The sequence below is a fragment of the Isoptericola jiangsuensis genome, assembly GCF_002563715.1.
In the GTDB taxonomy this organism is placed as follows: domain Bacteria; phylum Actinomycetota; class Actinomycetes; order Actinomycetales; family Cellulomonadaceae; genus Isoptericola; species Isoptericola jiangsuensis.
Map to the genome: position 1 here is coordinate 1320680 of NZ_PDJJ01000001.1, position 15220 is coordinate 1335899.

At 74.7% G+C, this 15220-nt stretch carries 13 protein-coding genes; 4 read left to right on the forward strand and 9 right to left on the reverse strand.

Going from position 1 to position 15220, the window contains the following annotated elements; all coding sequences use genetic code 11:
* Nucleotides 1-90 precede the first annotated feature (90 nt).
* From ATJ88_RS05910 to ATJ88_RS05945, 8 genes are all read right to left on the reverse strand, one after another.
* On the reverse strand, nucleotides 91-1908 hold the full coding sequence (locus tag ATJ88_RS05910; protein WP_098463025.1) for an acetyl/propionyl/methylcrotonyl-CoA carboxylase subunit alpha: 1818 nt from the start codon (nucleotides 1906-1908) through the stop codon (nucleotides 91-93).
* A gap of 283 nt (nucleotides 1909-2191) precedes the next feature.
* Nucleotides 2192-2839 carry a Maf family protein gene (locus ATJ88_RS05915; RefSeq protein WP_098463026.1) on the reverse strand — a complete coding sequence of 216 codons (648 nt, stop codon included), beginning with the start codon at nucleotides 2837-2839 and terminating at the stop codon, nucleotides 2192-2194.
* Nucleotides 2840-2861: 22 nt separating this feature from the next.
* Nucleotides 2862-3782: an AEC family transporter gene (locus tag ATJ88_RS05920; RefSeq protein ID WP_098463027.1), complete on the reverse strand. Its 921-nt coding sequence runs from the start codon at nucleotides 3780-3782 to the stop codon at nucleotides 2862-2864.
* Between the two features lies 1 nt (nucleotide 3783).
* A complete protein-coding gene (locus ATJ88_RS05925; protein ID WP_245852171.1) occupies nucleotides 3784-5535 on the reverse strand; it encodes a DUF885 domain-containing protein in 1752 nt (583 codons plus the stop codon).
* A 136-nt stretch (nucleotides 5536-5671) separates the two neighbouring features.
* Nucleotides 5672-6232 carry a hypothetical protein gene (locus ATJ88_RS05930; RefSeq protein ID WP_098463028.1) on the reverse strand — a complete coding sequence of 187 codons (561 nt, stop codon included), beginning with the start codon at nucleotides 6230-6232 and terminating at the stop codon, nucleotides 5672-5674.
* Nucleotides 6229-6468, reverse strand: a complete 240-nt coding sequence (locus ATJ88_RS05935) for an acyl-CoA carboxylase epsilon subunit (protein WP_098463029.1) — start codon at nucleotides 6466-6468, stop codon at nucleotides 6229-6231. The genes ATJ88_RS05930 and ATJ88_RS05935 overlap by 4 nt, the downstream gene beginning before the upstream one ends.
* Complete coding sequence (locus ATJ88_RS05940; protein ID WP_098463030.1) at nucleotides 6465-7007, reverse strand: hypothetical protein; 543 nt, start codon at nucleotides 7005-7007, stop codon at nucleotides 6465-6467. Before ATJ88_RS05940 ends, ATJ88_RS05935 begins: the two co-directional genes overlap by 4 nt.
* 23 nt (nucleotides 7008-7030) lie before the next feature.
* Nucleotides 7031-8608, reverse strand: a complete 1578-nt coding sequence (locus ATJ88_RS05945) for an acyl-CoA carboxylase subunit beta (RefSeq protein ID WP_245852173.1) — start codon at nucleotides 8606-8608, stop codon at nucleotides 7031-7033.
* A gap of 135 nt (nucleotides 8609-8743) precedes the next feature.
* Between ATJ88_RS05945 and ATJ88_RS05950 the strand changes: the two genes are divergently transcribed.
* Both ATJ88_RS05950 and ATJ88_RS05955 read left to right on the forward strand, forming a co-directional pair.
* The gene (locus ATJ88_RS05950) at nucleotides 8744-9616 is read left to right on the forward strand and encodes a biotin--[acetyl-CoA-carboxylase] ligase (RefSeq protein ID WP_098463032.1); all 873 of its coding nucleotides are present in this window, start codon (nucleotides 8744-8746) and stop codon (nucleotides 9614-9616) included.
* Between the two features lie 58 nt (nucleotides 9617-9674).
* Entirely contained in the window at nucleotides 9675-10745 is a 1071-nt protein-coding gene (locus ATJ88_RS05955; RefSeq protein ID WP_245852175.1) for an adenylate/guanylate cyclase domain-containing protein, read from the forward strand.
* A 1-nt stretch (nucleotide 10746) separates the two neighbouring features.
* Here ATJ88_RS05955 and ATJ88_RS05960 read toward each other — a convergent pair whose 3' ends face one another.
* The gene (locus tag ATJ88_RS05960; RefSeq protein WP_098463033.1) at nucleotides 10747-11529 is read right to left on the reverse strand and encodes an SOS response-associated peptidase; all 783 of its coding nucleotides are present in this window, start codon (nucleotides 11527-11529) and stop codon (nucleotides 10747-10749) included.
* 94 nt (nucleotides 11530-11623) lie between these two features.
* Here ATJ88_RS05960 and ATJ88_RS05965 point away from each other — a divergent pair, with 94 nt between their 5' ends.
* The gene (locus ATJ88_RS05965) at nucleotides 11624-12850 is read left to right on the forward strand and encodes a multidrug effflux MFS transporter (protein WP_098465154.1); all 1227 of its coding nucleotides are present in this window, start codon (nucleotides 11624-11626) and stop codon (nucleotides 12848-12850) included.
* A 75-nt stretch (nucleotides 12851-12925) separates the two neighbouring features.
* Entirely contained in the window at nucleotides 12926-15202 is a 2277-nt protein-coding gene (locus ATJ88_RS05970) for an esterase-like activity of phytase family protein (RefSeq protein WP_098463034.1), read from the forward strand.
* Nucleotides 15203-15220 lie beyond the last annotated feature (18 nt).

A 15220-nucleotide genomic window follows, 5' to 3' on the forward strand; every position in this document is an offset into this window, starting at 1 on the left:
CCGACGAGCCCGCGCCCGGGTGCGTCGGCCACGCACGACGAAGGGCCGCCCCGCAGCGCAGGACGGCCCCTCGGGAGGACGGGACGCGGATCAGTCCGCGTCGACGATGTCGCAGATCGCGGCGCCCGCGGTCACGCCCGCGCCCGGCTCCAGAGCCAGGCCGCGCACGACGCCCGCCCGGTGCGCCACCAGCGGCTGCTCCATCTTCATCGCCTCCAGGACGACGACGAGGTCGCCCTCGGCCACCAGGTCGCCCTCGGCGACGGCCACCTTGACGATCGTGCCCTGCATGGGGGAGGCGAGCGTCGCACCGGTCGCACCGGTCGCGGCGGACCCGCCGGACCGACCCGTGCGGCGCGCCGGACGGCGTGCGGAGCCACGCCCCGCGCTCGCCGACCGGGCACGCGCCATACCCAGACCGGCGGGCAGCACCACCTCCAGGCGGCGACCCCCCACCTCGACGACGACGCGCTCCGGCTCCGCGTCCGGCTCGTCGTCGGCCGCGGGCTCCGCCGACGCGGCCGGGGCCAGCGCGGCGAGCTCCTCGGCGAACTCCGTCTCGATCCAGCGGGTGTGCACCCCGAACCCGGTGGCGTCCTCGCCCGCGGCCGGCACGAACGCCTCCGCCTCCAGCACCGCCCGGTGGAACGGCACCACCGTCGGGATGCCCGCCACCTCCAGCTCGCGCAGCGCACGGCGGGCGCGCTGCACGGCCTGCGTGCGGGTCGCACCCGTCACGATCAGCTTCGCGATCATCGAGTCGAACATCCCCGACACCGTGTCGCCCTCGACCACGCCCGTGTCGACGCGCACGCCCGGCCCCGACGGCCAGCGCAGCGTCGAGATCGTGCCCGGCGCGGGCAGGAACCCGGCGGCCGGGTCCTCCCCGTTGATGCGGAACTCCAGCGAGTGCCCACGGACCGTCGTGACGTCGTAGCCGAGCGGCTCGCCCGCCGCGATCCGGAGCTGCTCGCGCACCAGGTCGATGCCCGTGACCTCCTCGGTCACCGGGTGCTCCACCTGGAGACGCGTGTTCACCTCGAGGAAGGACAGCGTGCCGTCCACCCCCACGAGGAACTCGCACGTGCCCGCCCCGACGTACCCCGCCTCGCGCAGGATCGCCTTCGACGCCCGGTCCAGCTCCGCGCGCTGCTCGTCCGACAGGAACGGGGCCGGGGCCTCCTCGACCAGCTTCTGGTGACGGCGCTGCAGCGAGCAGTCGCGCGTCGACACCACCACGACGTTCCCGTGCGCGTCCGCCAGGCACTGCGTCTCCACGTGCCGCGGCCTGTCCAGGTACCGCTCCACGAAGCACTCGCCGCGCCCGAACGCCGCGACCGCCTCACGGACCGCCGAGTCGTACAGCTCCTCGATCTCGTCGTGGGTGCGCGCCACCTTCAGCCCGCGGCCGCCACCGCCGAACGCCGCCTTGATCGCGATCGGCAGACCGTGCTCCGCCGCGAACGCCCGCACCTCCGAGGCGTCCGCCACCGGGTCCTTCGTGCCGGGCACCAGCGGCGCCCCCGCACGGTCCGCGATGTGCCGGGCGCTCACCTTGTCGCCCAACGACTCGATCGCCGCCGGCGGCGGACCGATCCACGTCAGACCCGCGTCGATGACCGCCTGCGCGAACGCCGCGTTCTCCGACAGGAACCCGTAGCCCGGGTGCACGGCGTCCGCACCCGACCGGCGCGCCACGTCGAGCAGCTTCGCGACGTCCAGGTACGTGTCGGCCGCCCGGACGCCGTCGAGGGCGAACGCCTCGTCGGCGAGCTGGACGTGCAGGGCCTGGCGGTCCGGGTCGGCGTACACCGCGACGGACGCGATGCCGGCGTCGGCGCAGGCACGGGCGATGCGGACGGCGATCTCACCGCGGTTCGCGACGAGGACCTTCGTGATGGTGGGCACGGCTCACCGTAACGCGCCCGGCCGCAGCGACCAGCACCCGCACGGCCCCGCCGGGGAAGTCTGTGCCCCCGGCCAACGGCCCTCGGGTGCGTTTTGGAGGGTTCCCACATTGGCACCGGCCCACGACGCCCCGGGAGAACCTCGCGCTTGGTGGAATCGGCAGGTCGGCCCCCACCTGCGGGACGCTCCGGGTCAGCCCTCGCGGTGACATGGTCGGGCCGGCCCTGCGCGTCCCTGCGGCGGGTGCCTCGTTCCTCGGCCCCCACCTGCGGGACGCTCCGGGTCAGCCCTCGCGCAGCGCGTGCCAGGGGACGTCGATCTCCGCCAGCACCTCGCGCAGCAGCGGCAGGCTGACGCCCACCACGCCGTGGTGGTCGCCCTCGATCCGCTCCACGTACGGACCGCCCAGACCGTCGATCGTGAATGCGCCGGCGACCTGCAGCGGCTCGCCCGTGGCGACGTACGCGTCGATCTCCTCGTCGTCGAGGTCCGCGAAGAACACCGTCGTGGACGACGTCGCGCCGAGCGTCGCGCCCGTGCCGCCGTCCTCCACGTCGCGCACGTCGACCACCCAGTGGCCCGTGTGCAGCACGCCGGAACGGCCGCGCATCCGCCGCCAGCGCTCCGCCGCCGTCTCCGGCGTGCCCGGCTTGCCGACGATCTCCCCGTCGATCTCCAGCATCGAGTCGCAGCCCAGCACCAGCGCGCTCGGACCGTCCGTGTCCTCGACGTGGTTCGCCACCGCCTCCGCCTTCGCCTGCGCGAGTGCCAGCACGGCGTCCTCCGGCGGGAGGTCCGCGAACCGCTCCCGCACGTCGGCGAGGACGGCGTCCTCGTCCACGTCCGAGACGATCACGGTCGGGTCGACGCCCGCCGACCGCAGGGTGGACAGACGGGCGGGGGACTGGCTGGCCAGCACGAGATGCACCACGGGACGACCCTAACCGCTGCGGTCAGGTCAGCAGCGCGGTCGCGACGAGCATCACCACGGGCGAGGCGAGCGTCGTGACCAGGACGACGTCGCGCGCCAGGACGTCACCGCGGCGGAACCGCGCCGCGTAGTTGTAGACGTTCTGGGCCGTGGGCAGCGCGGCGAGGGTGACCGCCGCGACGACGTCGGCGTCGTCGAGCCCGAACGCGAGCCGGGCGGCGACGAACGCGACCGCCGGCATGACGACGGCCTTGAGCACGGACGCCACGACGACCGGCCCGCGGCCCTCCTCGCCGCGCAGCGGCCGCGACCCGTGCAGGGACATGCCGAACGCGAGCAGGATCATCGGGACGGCGGCGCCGCCGAGGATCTCCAGCGGCGCGAGGACGACGTCGGGCACGCCCACGCCCGTCAGGGACACGACGGCGCCGGCGAGCGCACCGAGGATGATCGGGTTGCGCACCGGCTGGCTGAGCACGAACCGCCACGACACCGTGCCGCTGGTCGAGGTGTCCAGCAGGAGCAGCACCAGCGGGCTGACGACGAGCAGCTGGAGCCCGATGACGGGCACGACGGCCGTCGCGTCCCCGAGCACGTACACCGCGACGGGCAGGCCGATGTTGCCCGCGTTGACGTACCCGGCGCCGAGCGCGCCGATCGTGGCCTCCGGCACGCGCAGCCGGAACCACAGCAGGTTCACGGCGACGAACACCGCCGCCACGGTGGCCGCCGCGACGAGCTGCACCAGCAGCGGGGCGCCCAGCAGGGCGCCCAGGTCGGCGTCCGCCACGACGGTGAACAGCAGCGCCGGGCTGGCCACGAAGAACCCGATGCGGTTGAGCGCCGTCGTCGCGTCCGGGCCCCCGAGGCGCAGCCGCGCCGCGAGGTACCCGGCCGCGATGACGACCCCGATGATCGCGAAGCCGGTGACGATCCCCTGCACGTCAGGCGAGCGCCTCGCGCAGCACGTCCAGGCCCACCGAACCCAGGCCGAGCGCGCGGGCGTGGAAGGCGCGCAGGTCGAACTCCTCGCCGCGAGCCTCGGCGGCCGCGCGGGCGTCGTCGCGGACCTGCTCCCACAGCCGCTGCCCGACCTTGTACGACGGCGCCTGCCCCGGCCAGCCGAGGTAGCGGTCCAGCTCGAACCGCAGGAACGACTCGTCCATGTTGGCGTTGGCCGCCAGGAACGTCCACGCCTTGTCGGCGTCCCACACCCCGCCGCCCCACTCGTCCGGGCACGGCTTGCCGAGGTGCACGCCGAGGTCGAGGACGACGCGGGCCGCGCGCAGCCGCTGCGCGTCGAGCATGCCGAACCGGTCGCCCGGGTCGTCGAGGTGGCCGAGGTCCGCCATGAGCCGCTCGGCGTACAGGGCCCAGCCCTCGCCGTGCCCCGACACCCAGCAGGCGAGCCGGCGCCACGAGTTCAGGGTGTCGCGCGCGGCCACCGCGGCGGCGCACTGCAGGTGGTGACCCGGGACGCCCTCGTGGTAGACGGTCGTGGTCTCGCGCCAGGTCGTGAACTCCGTGACGCCCGCCGGCACGGACCACCACATGCGCCCCGGGCGGGAGAAGTCGTCGCTCGGCGGGGTGTAGTAGATGCCGCCGGTCTGCGTGGGCGCGATCACGCACTCGATGGTGCGTACGGGGCCCTCGATGTCGAAGTGGACGCCCGCGAGGTCCGCGACCGCGCGGTCGGCGGTCTCCTGCATCCAGGCGCGCAGCTCGTCGGTGCCGTGCAGCTGACCGGCCGGGTCGGCGTCCAGCACCGCGACGGCGTCCGCCACCGTCGCGTCCGGCCCGGCGATCTCGCGCGCCAGGGCCTCCTGCTCGGCGACGATCCGGCCCAGCTCCGCCAGGCCCCACTCGTACGTCTCGTCGAGGTCGACCGCCGCGCCGAGGAACTCGCGCGAGTACCGTGCGTACGCCTCCCGGCCGACGGCGTCCTCCTGCGGTGCCTGCGGCGCGATCTCGGACTCCAGGAGGTCCGCCAGCTCCGCGTACGCCGCCCGCGCGGCGGTCGCGCCCCGCTCCAGCTCCGCGCGCACCAGCGAGCACGCCGCCGAGTCGTCCAGGACGCGGGCCGCCTCCTGGCCGGTCACCAGTGCCGTGAACGTCGAACCGTCGCCCGCGAGGTCGCGGGCCTGCTCGACGCACGCGCGCACCTGGCGGACCGCCGCCACCCGGCCGCGCGCCGCGCTCCAGCGCAGCGACTCCGCGTACCCGGCCAGCGCGGCGGGGATCGCGTTCAGACGAGCGGCGATGTTCTCCCACGCCTCCACCGTGCCCGTCGGCATCACGTCGAACAGGTCCCGCAGGTCCTGCACCGGCGACGCGATGTTGTTGAGGCTCATCTGCGGGTCGCCCGCCTCGTGCTGCTCCACCGCCAGCCCGACGCGCTCCCGCAGCGCCGCGAGGGTCACCCGGTCGACGTCGTCCACCGGCGTCTCGCCGGCGGCCTCCAGCTCGTCCAGCCGGCGCAGCAGCGCCCGGTCCAGGTCCGCGCGCGCGTCGTGGCCCGCGGGGGACAGGTCCGGCAGCTCGTGGTCGTGCCCCGGCAGCCCCATGACCGTCGCGGCGTCCGGACGCAGCGCCGCGGCCTCCTTGACGTAGGCGTCGGCGACGGCGTCCAGCGGCGTCGGGGTGCGGGGGGTGTGCTGCGCGCCGGTGTGGGGGGCGCCGGAGGTGTCGTGGGTCACGCCGCGAGCCTACCGGCCGGGAGAAACCGCTTCCTGCGTGCGGGGCCTTCCCGGGATCGCCGTCGAGCGTCTCTGAAAGTCCGCCGTCAGCCCCGCAGGGCTGACGTTCAGAGACGCTCGACGGCGGGACGCACGGTCAGCGTCGGGCGCGACGCCGCACGTCGTCCGCCCAGCCGCGGTGGTACCGGGCCACGACGACGTCGGTGCCCGGCGCCCACCAGACGGCGACGGGGTCGCCGGGGCGCGGTCCGGGGGCGTCGTCGTCGCCGACGAGGAGCGACCAGGTGTCCTCGGCGGTGTCGGTGCCCCGCGGGTAGGTGAGCAGGCCGCGGAGCATGACGCCGTCGGCGACGGGCCGCTCGGACACCGTCACGGAGCCGGTGGTGGAGCGGGCGTCGCGGCGCAGCGCCTCGACGGCCCGGGTCTCGGTGGCGCGGAGCTGGTCGTCGCGGTACCGCACGAGCGCGGCGACGGCGGTCACGGCCAGCGCGCCGAGCAGCGCGAGCATGAGCCACATCTCGAGCTCGCCGGACGGGTTCTGGACGAGCCGCTGCGCGGCGTACACGCCGACGGTGACGACGAGCGCGGCGAGCCACAGCCAGCGCCGCGCGAGACCGGGCCTGCGGGGTGCGGGGAGGTCGCCGAGGGGCGCCTCGACGTCGGCGGGGGAGCCGACCTGCTGCCAGCGGACGCTCACGAGCGCAGGCTCCAGCGCCAGGAGTCCATGTTGTGACGTCCCGAGCGGCCGCCGAAGCTGCGGGCGGTGGCCGCGCCGTTGCCGCGCAGGTTGCGGGCCCGGTTGGTCCACTCCTCCACGGGGGCGACGTCGTCGGGGAGGTCGTCGCGGGCGGAGACGGCGGCGAGGCCGGCCACAAGCGCGGCCACCTCGACGTCGTCCGGGGCCCCGCGCACGACGCGCACCTGCGGGCTCATGCCTCGTCCTCCTCGTCGTCCGCGTCGTCGCCGAACCCGGGGGGCAGGCCGCGCGACGCCGCCCACTCCATGACGTGGTAGCCGCCGTCGACGAGCCGCGAGGCGGCCTGCTCGCCCGCCTCGTCGAGGAGCTCGATGACGCCGTCGAGCGTCATGGACGCGCCGGCGGGGGAGTCCGCGACGACGAACCCGAGGTAGAACGCCTCGGCGGGGACGGTGCCCTCGGGCAGCTCGCCGGCGTCGTCGTGCTCGTCGTCGTCCTCGGGCTCCCACACGGACGTGGTGAGGTCGGGGTGCATGCCGAGCGCGTCGTGCAGCGTGTCGAACAGGGTGCCGTTGAGCGTGCCGACGCGGTGCTCGAGGGCGAGGATCCGGGGGTCCTCGTCGGCCTCGTGCGCACCGAACTCGGCGCGCACGCCGACGGCGGCGTCGACGTACTCGTGCAGCGCCGCGGCGAGCGCGTCGACGGCCCGGTGCATCGGGTCGGCGTCCACGTCGCCCAGGGGCGAGGGTCCGTGGGTCGTGTCCTCGTGGCTCATCGTCCGATCCTCTCAGACACCGCTCACAGCGGGATGTTGCCGTGCTTCTTCGGGGGCAGGCTGGCGCGCTTGGTGCGCAGCGCGCGCAGGGCGCGCACGATCTGCACGCGGGTCTCGGACGGCCGGATGACGGCGTCGACGTAGCCGCGCTCGGCGGCGTCCCACGGGTTGACGATGGCCTCGGTGTACTCGTCGGTGAGGCGGGTGCGCTCGGCGTCGACGTCGAGCCCGTCGTTCGCGGCGGCCTGCAGGGCGCGGCGCTGGAGGATGTTGACCGCGCCGGAGGCGCCCATGACCGCGACCTGCGCGGTGGGCCAGGCGAGGTTGACGTCGGCGCCGAGCTGCTTGGACCCCATGACGATGTACGCGCCGCCGTACGCCTTGCGGGTGATGACGGTGACGAGCGGGACCGTGGCCTCGGCGTACGCGTAGATGAGCTTGGCGCCGCGGCGGATGATGCCCTGGTGCTCCTGGCCGACGCCGGGCAGGAACCCGGGCACGTCGACGAACGTCAGGACGGGGATGTTGAAGGCGTCGCAGGTGCGCACGAACCGGGCGGCCTTCTCGGAGGCGTTGATGTCGAGCGTGCCCGCCATCTGCTGCGGCTGGTTCGCGATGACGCCCACGGCCTGGCCCTCGACGTGGCCGAACCCGACGAGCACGTTGGGCGCGTACAGCGGCTGGACCTCGAGGAACGAGTCGGGGTCGAGGACGGTCTCGACGACGGCCCGCATGTCGTACGGCTGGTTGTCGCCGTCGGGGACGATCGTGTCGAGCGCCTCGTCGTCGGCGGTGACCTCGAGCTCGGTCTCGTCCTCCGGCGCGAACGTCGGAGCGTCGGACAGGTTGTTCTGCGGCAGGTAGCCGAGGAGGTGGCGGACGTAGTCGATCGCGTCGTCCTCGTCCTCGCCGAGGTAGTGCGCGACGCCGGAGGTCGCGTTGTGCGTGCGACCGCCGCCGAGGGTCTCGAAGTCGACGTCCTCGCCGGTGACGGTCTTGATGACGTCGGGGCCGGTGATGAACATGTTCGACGTCTGGTCGGCCATGACGATGAAGTCCGTCAGCGCGGGGGAGTAGACGGCACCGCCGGCGCTCGGCCCGAGGATGAGGGAGATCTGCGGGATCACGCCCGACGCGGCGACGTTGCGCCGGAACATCTCCGCGAACTGGGTGAGCGCCGCGACGCCCTCCTGGATGCGGGCGCCGCCGCCGTCGGAGATCCCGACGATGGGCACGCCGGTGCGCAGCGCGAGGTCCTGCACCTTGGCGATCTTCTCGCCGTGCACCTCGCCGAGCGATCCGCCGAACACGGTGAAGTCCTGCGAGAACACGCACACCTGGCGGCCGTCGACGGTGCCGTACCCCGTCACGACGCCGTCGCCCGGCAGCCGCTTGGCGTCCATGCCGAAGTTGCGGCTGCGGTGCGTGGCCAGCGCGTCGAGCTCGACGAAGGACCCCTCGTCGAGCAGCGCCTCGATGCGCTCGCGGGCCGTCTTCTTGCCGCGCGCGTGCTGCTTGGTGCGGGCGGCCTCCTCGGGCGCGGTGATCGCGGCGGCGCGGCGGCGGTCGAGCTCGGCGAGCTTGTCGGCAGTGGTCTTCACTCTCGTGACCCTAGGTGGTGGGGCGGCGAGGATCGATGCGCGACAGGCCCGCGCCCCTCCCACAGTTTTGTGCGGTTCCCACAAACCGGGTCCGTCGTGGTGCCCGCGGGTGGTGCGGGCGGGCAGCATGGGCGCATGACCCGTGACGCCTCCCGCGCCCCCCTCGACGTCGACCGGTTGCGCCGCGCCCTGCTGCGCCCCGCGGGGCCGCTGGCCCGCCTCGACGTCGTGACCGAGGCCGCCTCGACGCACGTCGACCTGGTGGCCCGGGCCCGCGCGGGCGGGGCCGAGGTCCCGGCGCTCCTGGTGGCGGAGCACCAGTCGGCCGGCCGGGGCCGGGCGGGGCGGACGTGGACGACGCCGCCCGGGGCGGCGCTGGCCGCGTCGTTCCTGGTGCGTCCCGAGGTCCCGGCGGTCGCGCTGGGCTGGGTGCCGCTGCTCACCGGCCTGGCGGTGGTGCGGGCGCTCGCCGGGGCGGGGGTGGACGCCCGCGTGAAGTGGCCGAACGACGTCCTGCTCGCGCACCCGGACGAGATCGAGGGGTTCGGCGGGTCCCGCAAGGTCGCGGGCGTGCTCGCCGAGGCCGTGCCCGCGGCGGACGGGGGGCGGCCCGCCGTCGTCCTCGGCGTGGGGCTCAACGTGGACCAGCGCGCCGACGAGCTGCCCGTGCCGACGGCGACGTCCTTGCGCCTGGCGGCCGCGCCGGGCACGACGACGCCCGGGAGGGTGTCCCTGCTCGTGGCGCTGACGCAGGAGCTGAGCGAGTTGCTGGCCCGGCTCGGGGAGGCCGGCGGCGACGCGGCCGCCGCCGGGATCGCCGACGGGTACGCGGCGGCGTCCGCGACCCTGGGCGCGCGGGTGCGGGCCGAGCTCGCCGGTGACGGCGGCACCGTGGAGGGCGTGGCGGTGCGCCTCGCCGACGACGGCTCGCTCGTGGTGGCGACCCCGGCGGGGGAGCGGACCGTGACGGCCGGCGACGTGCACCACCTGAGGCTCGCCGACGGGTGACCCGGAGGGCCCCGGACGGGCCGCCGTCGCAGCGGGTGACCGCCGTTACAGTAAGGGCGTGACCAGCAAGACCCCCCAGGAGGCCCCCGAGGCCTCCGTGCCCGCGGCGCCGGACGCCTCCCCGACCGCCACGCCCCGAGACGCCGCCGCCCGCATCGACGAGCTGATCCTCGGCGGCCCGCGACGGTTCGACTTCGACGACCTCCTGCGGGAGACGGGGGCGTCGGCCGAGTTCGTCGAGGACTACTGGCGCTGGCTGGGGCTGCCCGTCACGGACCCCCACGAGGCCCGGTTCAGCGCCGCCGACCTGGAGTCGCTGCGCGAGATCCGCGACCTCATCGAGCGCGGCCAGCTCGACGAGCAGGCGCAGATGACCCTGGTGCGTTCCCTCGGCCACACCGCGGACCGGCTCGCCCTGTGGCAGGTCGAGGCGTTCGTCGAGCACCTGTCGCGTCGGTTCGACCTCGACGACGTCGCCGCCCGGCAGGCGACCCTGGACCAGGTGCCGCACTTCGCGGACGTCCTGGCGCGCCAGCTCGACCACGCGTGGCGCCGCCAGCTCGCCGCGCTGATGGGCCGGTTCGCCACCGAGCTGCGGGGCGTCGACGGCTCGGAGGTGTCCCGCGGTCAGCTCCCGCTGCGCCGCGCCGTCGGGTTCGCCGACATCGTGTCGTTCACCAAGCGCACGGCGGGCCTGGGCTCCCAGGAGCTCAGCGAGTACGTGCAGGCCTTCGAGTCGCGCGCGAGGGACGTCATCGTCGAGGCGGGCGGCCGGGTCGTCAAGACCATCGGCGACGCCGTGCTGTTCGTCGCGGACGACGTCGTCACGGGCGCCGAGGTGGCGCTCGGGCTCGCCGCGCCGCACGCCAGCGCCGAGGAGATCCCGGTCCGGGTGGGGTTCGTGTGGGGCCGCGTGCTGTCCCGGTTCGGCGACGTGTTCGGCCCGGACGTCAACCTGGCCTCGCGCATCACCGAGCTCGCCGAGCCGTCGACCGTGCTGGTGGACCCGACGACGGCGGCGCTGCTGTCCTCGTCGGCTCGGTACGCGCTGACGGCGCAGTCGCCGCAGGCCGTGCAGGGGCTGGGGGAGATCCAGCCCGTGCGGCTCCAGCGCGCCTACACGGGCTGAGTCACAGCAGCACGACGTCCGGGTCGAGGGGGTCCGGGTCCGGCTCGAGCAGCGACGGGTCGTCGTGGCGCACGTTGCCCACGGCCGCGCGCACGGGTCGGGTGCTGAGCGCGACCTCGGCGTCGTCGAGCAGGTCGTAGGCGTCCTGCGCGCCGACGGCGGGGTCGAGCCAGTCGTCCCACCGCGCGGCGGGCAGGTGCACGGGCATGCGGTCGTGGATGCGGTCGAGCCCGGGCGCGGCGTCGCGGGTGATGATCGTGGTGGAGACGAGCCAGCGGTCGGGGTCGTCGTCGGCGCGCGAGCGGTCGCGCCAGAACTCGTAGAGCCCGGCGAACGCGACGACGCCGCCGTCGGCCGGGTGGATCCAGTACGCCTGCTTGGGGACCTTGCGCGTGCCCTGCCCGGCGGGCAGTCGGCGCCACTCCCAGTAGCCGTCGGCGGGGACGAGGCAGCGGCGCACGCCGAGCGGCTTCGCGAACGCGCTCTTGTCGAGCAGGGTCTCGCGGCGGGCGTTGATCATCCGTGCGCCGACGCCGGGATCCTTCGCCCACGAGGGCACGAGGCCCCACCGCGCCGCCTGGAGGGAGCGCGTGATCTCCCCGGCGGTGGTGCCGCCGTCGGGCAGGGGCTCCCGGCGGGGCCGCTCGACGACGATCCGGACGTCGTCGGTGGGGGCGACGTTCCACCGGGGGCCGAGCAGGCGGACGTCGTCGGCGACCTCGGCGACGGCGAGCTCGTCGGCGAGGTCCTGGGACTCGGTGAAGGACGCGTACCTGCCGCACATGACTCCATCGTCGCGCACGCCTCCGACAGTCGGGTGAGCGGGGTCACCGGCATTTCCGTCGCCCTCGTCGTATCGATTCGATACGATGTTCGCCATGCCCGACGACCTGACCTCACCCCGGCGTGCCCGCACCTACCGCTGGGTGATCATGCTCGGCGCGCTCGCCGCGCTGCCCGCGTTCACGGTCGACATGTACCTGCCCTCGCTGCCCGAGGTCGCCGCCGACCTCGGCTCCACGGACTCCTTCGCCCAGCTGTCGGTCTCGATCATGCTCATCGGCGGCGCCTTCGGGCAGCTCGTCATCGGGCCGCTGTCCGACCGCTGGGGCCGTCGCGCCCCGCTGATGTGGGGCCTCGCGCTGCACGTCGTCACCTCGCTGCTGTGCGCGTTCGCGCCCACGATGGACGTCCTCATCGGGCTGCGTCTCCTCCAGGGGTTCTTCAACGCCGCCTGCGGCGTCGCCGCCATGGCCGTCGTGCGCGACCGGTTCGTCGGCGCCGAGGCCGCCCGCATCCTCTCGCGCCTCATGCTCATCATCGGCGTCGCGCCGATGCTCGCCCCCGCCTTCGGGTCCGCCGTCGCCGCGGCCGCCGGCTGGCGCTGGGTCTTCGCGTTCCTCGCCCTCGCCGGCGTCGGCATGGCGGTCGTCGTGTGGCGCCTCATGCCCGAGACCCTGCCCGTCGAGCGCCGCCAGGGCGGCGGCCCCCGCACCGTCCTCGGCGGCTACGGCACCCTCCTGCGCGACAAGCACTTCATGGCGCTCGCCGTCCTGCCGGGCCTCGGCCAGGCCGTCCTCATGAGCTACGTCGTCGGCTCGCCGTTCGTGTTCCAGGAGTACTACGGCCTCAGCCACACCCAGTTCTCGCTGCTGTTCGCGATCAACGGGCTCGGGCTCGTGCTGTCCGCCCAGGTCAACGCGTCCCTCGTGCGCCGCGTCGCCCCCATCCGGCTGCTGCGGTCCGCGCTGCTCGTCCAGGGCGTGTTCGCCGTCGGGCTGCTGGTCGTGGCGATCACCCAGTTCGGCGGTGTCGTCGGGCTCCTCGTCATGCTGTGGATCGTCCTGGCGTTCCAGGGCCTCATCCCCGCCAACGCGTCCGCCATCGCCCTGTCGCGGCACGGCGAGCGCGCCGGGACCGCCGCCGCCGTCATCGGCGCCGTCCAGTCCGGCGTCGCGGGCGCCGTCTCGCCGCTCGTCGGCGTCCTCGGCGGCGACGCCGTGGCCATGTCCGCCGTCATGCTCGGCGCCTGGGTGTGCGCGCTCGCCGTGCTCGCCCTCGCCACGCCCGCCTACCGCCGCGGCGGCTGGACCCAGCTCGCCTGACGACTTCACCCGGCCGCCGCCCAGGTTTCACCCGGGGTTCGGCCGGACGACGTCCCGCGCCGCTGACATGGGCGCATGCGACGAACACGGCAGTCCGTTGTCCTTGCCCGCACGGTCGCGGCCACCGCCGCCGCGACCCTCCTGCTCACCACCGCGGCCGCCGGGGTCGCGGCCGCCGCCCCGGCCACCGGTCGCGGGCACGACCCGCACGATCCCGGGCGCTCCGGCACCCGGGTGGTCCCCGTCCTGGAGGGCCGCGCCACCCTGAGCGCGGACTTCCTCGCCGACGGCCCGCCGTCGGGCGCCCGGGCCTCCGCCGCCAACGGTCGCCAGGGCCCCTGGGACGGCCAGGTCGTCCCCGGGTTCTCCGCCATGGTCGACAACGGCGACGGCACGTTCTGGGCGCAGCCCGACAACGGCTTCGGCGCGAAGGGCAACAGCGCCGACTTCCTCCTGCGCAACTACCTCGTGCGGCCCGACTGGGACACCGGTACGCGCGGCTCGGGCGAGATCGAGATCCTCGACCGCATCGACTACGACGACGCCGACCACGTGCTCGACTTCCCGATCGTGCACGAGGACACCGAGCAGCGGCTGCTCACCGGCGCCGACTTCGACGTCGAGTCCGTGGTGCGGGCGAAGGACGGCACGTTCTGGGTGGGGGAGGAGTTCGGGCCGTACGTGCTGCACTTCGACGCGACCGGCACCCTGATGTCCGCGCCCGTCGCGCTGCCCGACGGCCTGAAGTCCCCACAGAACCCCACCCTCGCCGCCGGCGAGACAGCCCGCGTGCGCGCCAGCGGCGGCTTCGAGGCGATGAGCGCCTCGCCCGACGGCCGCTACCTCTACCCGGTCGTGGAGAACGGGCTCGTCGGCGACGACGAGCGGCGTCGGGTCGTGTTCGAGCTCGACACCCGCCGTGGCGAGTACACGGGTCGCACCTGGAGCTACCAGGTGGACGCCCCCGGGAACCTCGTGGCCGACGCGTTCACGGTCGGCAAGGGCCGCTTCTGGATGGTGGAGCGGGACAACGCCGACGGCGCCGCGTCGGTGACCAAGCGGGTGTACGAGGTCGACCTGCGCCGCACCGACGCCGAGGGCCACCTGCGCAAGGAGCTGGTCCTCGACGCGCTGAAGATCGCCAACCCCCGCGGGATCGACGCGGGCGAGGGCTACGGCCTCGGCGAGACCTACGCGCTGCCCGTGCAGTCCTTCGAGACCGTCCTGCGGCTGCGCGACGGCCGCGTCCTGATCGGCAACGACAACAACTACCCCGGCAACGACGCCCGCGTCCCGGGCACGCCGGACGACACCGAGATGGTCGTCGTCGACCTGCGTCGCGAGCGGGTCCGCGACGACGGCGTCACCGTCGTGGGGCACCGCGGCGCGTCGGGCGACCGGCCCGAGCACACGCTGGCCTCCTACGAGCAGGCGATCCTGCAGTGCGCCGACTACATCGAGCCCGACGTCGTCGCCACGAAGGACGGCGTGCTCGTGGCCCGGCACGAGAACGAGATCGGTGGCACCACCGACGTCGCCGACCGGCCCGAGTTCGCCGACCGCCGCACCACCAAGCAGATCGACGGCCGTGCCGTCACCGGATGGTTCACCGAGGACTTCACGCTCGCCGAGCTGCGCACCCTGCGGGCCGTCGAGCGCCTGCCGCAGCTGCGACCGGCGAGCGCCGCCTTCGACGGTCTCTACCAGGTGCCGACCCTCGACGAGGTGATGGACCTGGCGCGCCGCTCGGTGACGTGCGACGGGGACCAGGTGGGCGTCTACCCGGAGACGAAGCACCCGACGTACTTCGACTCCGTCGGGCTGTCCCTGGAGGAGCCGCTCGTGGCGGCGCTGCAGGCGAACGGGCTGGACTCGCGGCGCGCCCCGGTGATCCTGCAGTCGTTCGAGACGGGCAACCTGCGCGAGCTCGACCGGATGACCCACGTGCGGATCGCGCAGCTGGTCTCGGCGAGCGGCGCACCGTACGACCTGGAGGCCGCCGGGTCGCCGGTCACGTACGCGGACCTGCTGACCGCGCGGGGCCTGCGGGACGTCGCCCGGTACGCCGACGGTCTCGGCGCGGTGAAGGACGTGCTGGTGCCGCGGCGCGCGGACGGCACGCTGGGCACCCCGACGTCCGTGGTCCGGGACGCGCACCGCGCCGGGCTCGACGTGCACGCGTGGACGTTCCGGGCGGAGAACACGTTCCTGCCCGCGGACCTGCGCACCTCGGCCGACCCGGCCGCGCACGGCGACCTCGCGGCGGAGATCGAGGTGTTCCTCGACGCGGGCGTCGACGGGATCTTCACCGACCAGCCGGCCGTCGCGGCCGGGCTCCTGGGCCGCGACTGAGGGCGTCCGGTCGGGCGG

Excerpts from the sequence above, each read along its gene's own strand:
- ATJ88_RS05940 (WP_098463030.1), bottom strand. The coding sequence starts at position 7,007 with ATGAGCCACGAGGACACGACCCACGGACCCTCGCCCCTGGGCGACGTG.
- ATJ88_RS05935 (WP_098463029.1), bottom strand. The coding sequence starts at position 6,468 with ATGAGCCCGCAGGTGCGCGTCGTGCGCGGGGCCCCGGACGACGTCGAG.
- ATJ88_RS05950 (WP_098463032.1), top strand. The coding sequence starts at position 8,744 with ATGACCCGTGACGCCTCCCGCGCCCCCCTCGACGTCGACCGGTTGCGC.
- ATJ88_RS05960 (WP_098463033.1), bottom strand. The coding sequence starts at position 11,529 with ATGTGCGGCAGGTACGCGTCCTTCACCGAGTCCCAGGACCTCGCCGAC.
- ATJ88_RS05965 (WP_098465154.1), top strand. The coding sequence starts at position 11,624 with ATGCCCGACGACCTGACCTCACCCCGGCGTGCCCGCACCTACCGCTGG.
- ATJ88_RS05970 (WP_098463034.1), top strand. The coding sequence starts at position 12,926 with ATGCGACGAACACGGCAGTCCGTTGTCCTTGCCCGCACGGTCGCGGCC.